The following is a 1,851-nucleotide window of genomic DNA, read 5'->3' on the forward strand; positions in this document are numbered from 1 at the left end:
GTACAGAATGAACATAACCTGTTCCGGATTATCCTGGAGTAGCGTGTACCCGACAACCTGCTGGAAAGCGTCGATGAGTTCCCGATCTCCGTTGAAAATGAGGTTGAGATGCTGCAGCCAGAGCGGGCAGGCCTCTCCGGGCTTGAACTCGACTCCTGCGATCTTCGTCAGGTAATCAAGCTTGTTGTGCTCCATGAGCTCGCAGGAGATCAAGTTCAAGGTCCCATTCGGTAAGTTCAGAAGGTATGCCCGGGCGTCAAGGTCTTTTGGCTCGATCGCCAAGACCGATTGTGCCAGATAGAGCGCGGCATCGACACGTGGCCGCGCCTGACTGGCAGCCGCCCACTTATACAACCGCGCTGCAGCGTCACTGAATTCTTGAGACCCAGCTTCATCCCCGATCCGGACAATTACGTCCTTAGCGAGTTCGATCGATCTTCCCGTGAGGTCCTTCCCCCACCGCTTTCCGTCCCAAATGAACCAGGATCGGTATCCATGACAGTACCTGGCGATCCCTCTTTTCCGGAATGCGAACCGTTGCGAGTTGCCGATATCAGATGTCGGATATTCTTTGCAGGCGAGATCGTGACGGACATTTCGCTCTCGGACTTCGTTCACTTCTACCGGTCGCGGTAAAACGATGGCCGTGCCATCCGGGCTACGTACGAGACGTGCATTTTCATCCGATAGCGGCACTGGAACTGACCAGCGTGTCTCTACACGTGCATTGGAACTCTGTGAAACAGCTTTGGCAAGATCCTGGAAGATCTGTTCCTTAACTGCGGGATCCCCGCTTGCCCATTTGGTCCGGATATCGGCTATCTTGTCCTGGGTATATCCAGCAGCTGCAGCAACGGGGCCGCCGGCAGCGAGTGTGTCGTCTTGTGCATCGGTATTCAGGGATTGCACCTCCAAAATGCAGGCGCGGGTATTCTCGATCGAGGCCTTTGGGTTATACAGCAGTGGCCTTAGTGGTTATCGGGGTTGTCTTCACGACTTCGGACACGGCAGCACGCGGGATTCTCCCGTGCATCACGTCCCGGAGTGCTTCGGCATTGATAAGGTAGAGTCGCCCGTCTTGGGGCCGGATCACCACGGATCTTCGCGTCCTGGACAAGGCAATGGTCCCCCAGAGTTGCAACGGTTGTGCAACGTTGCAATCATCGAACGTGGTCTGCGGGATCCTGCGGTAGAGTTCCTCAGCTGAGGCACCCGACAGGACATGCTGAATTGCCGAGACCGTGAGCTCGTAAACGTCCTGGCCGATATGGATCAGGACCTGCTTCGCGACCGGCATGCAGCCGTGAGCGTGGCCGGCAGGGACAAAATCAGGCATCGAAATGTACCCCCTTTTCGGCGAGTCGTGCAATAAGATGGGATCGGGCCTCGACAAGATTGTCAATTTTCCTTTTGGCCCCGGTAAGGTCCGTCGCGTCAATATAGACCTTGCAGCTCCCGCCTTTACCGAGCTTCCCGATCTCGATGCTGTCGGGATATTCAGTCCGTTGGATGACGACAGTCTCGGTCATCCAGCCACCACCAGGTCCCGGGTCGGGATCCACTCAATGCCCTTGCCGATATCGATCAGGGCCTCCCCGGACAGCTCATTAACCCTTTTGACCTCCTTCAATCCTTGGAAAGCAACGTGTGGATGGCTGCCGGTGTAACGCACTTGCATACCCCGGGTGATCCTGATGGTTTTCTGATCTGGATCTTTCCCATCGTCCTGGCCCGGTGTGGTGACGTTGTCACTACTTTGTCCGGACGATGTATCTACCGGGGCCGTGGCGGTTATCGGCGCGAGGGGTTCCTCGGTGATTTTGAGGTCCTTGACTTTGACCTCTTTAGGCC

General features: G+C 56.1%; 4 protein-coding genes. All 4 read right to left on the reverse strand.

Annotation, left to right across the window (positions count from 1 at the left end; translation table 11 throughout):
• Positions 1–909: hypothetical protein (locus CW742_RS11590; RefSeq protein ID WP_292420554.1), on the reverse strand; the 909-nt coding region annotated here is incomplete at its 3' end.
• A 43-nt stretch (positions 910–952) separates the two neighbouring features.
• Positions 953–1,336, reverse strand: a complete 384-nt coding sequence (locus CW742_RS11595) for a hypothetical protein (RefSeq protein WP_292420556.1) — start codon at positions 1,334–1,336, stop codon at positions 953–955.
• Positions 1,329–1,529 carry a hypothetical protein gene (locus CW742_RS11600; protein ID WP_292420558.1) on the reverse strand — a complete coding sequence of 67 codons (201 nt, stop codon included), beginning with the start codon at positions 1,527–1,529 and terminating at the stop codon, positions 1,329–1,331. Before CW742_RS11600 ends, CW742_RS11595 begins: the two co-directional genes overlap by 8 nt.
• Positions 1,526–1,851, reverse strand: a 326-nt coding sequence (locus CW742_RS11605) for a hypothetical protein (protein ID WP_292420560.1), incomplete at its 5' end; no start/stop codon positions are given. The genes CW742_RS11605 and CW742_RS11600, both read right to left, overlap by 4 nt.

It is taken from the genome of Methanoregula sp. (genome assembly GCF_002835825.1).
GTDB lineage: Archaea > Halobacteriota > Methanomicrobia > Methanomicrobiales > Methanospirillaceae > Methanoregula.

Excerpts from the sequence above, each read along its gene's own strand:
- CW742_RS11595 (WP_292420556.1), bottom strand. The coding sequence starts at position 1,336 with ATGCCTGATTTTGTCCCTGCCGGCCACGCTCACGGCTGCATGCCGGTC.
- CW742_RS11600 (WP_292420558.1), bottom strand. The coding sequence starts at position 1,529 with ATGACCGAGACTGTCGTCATCCAACGGACTGAATATCCCGACAGCATC.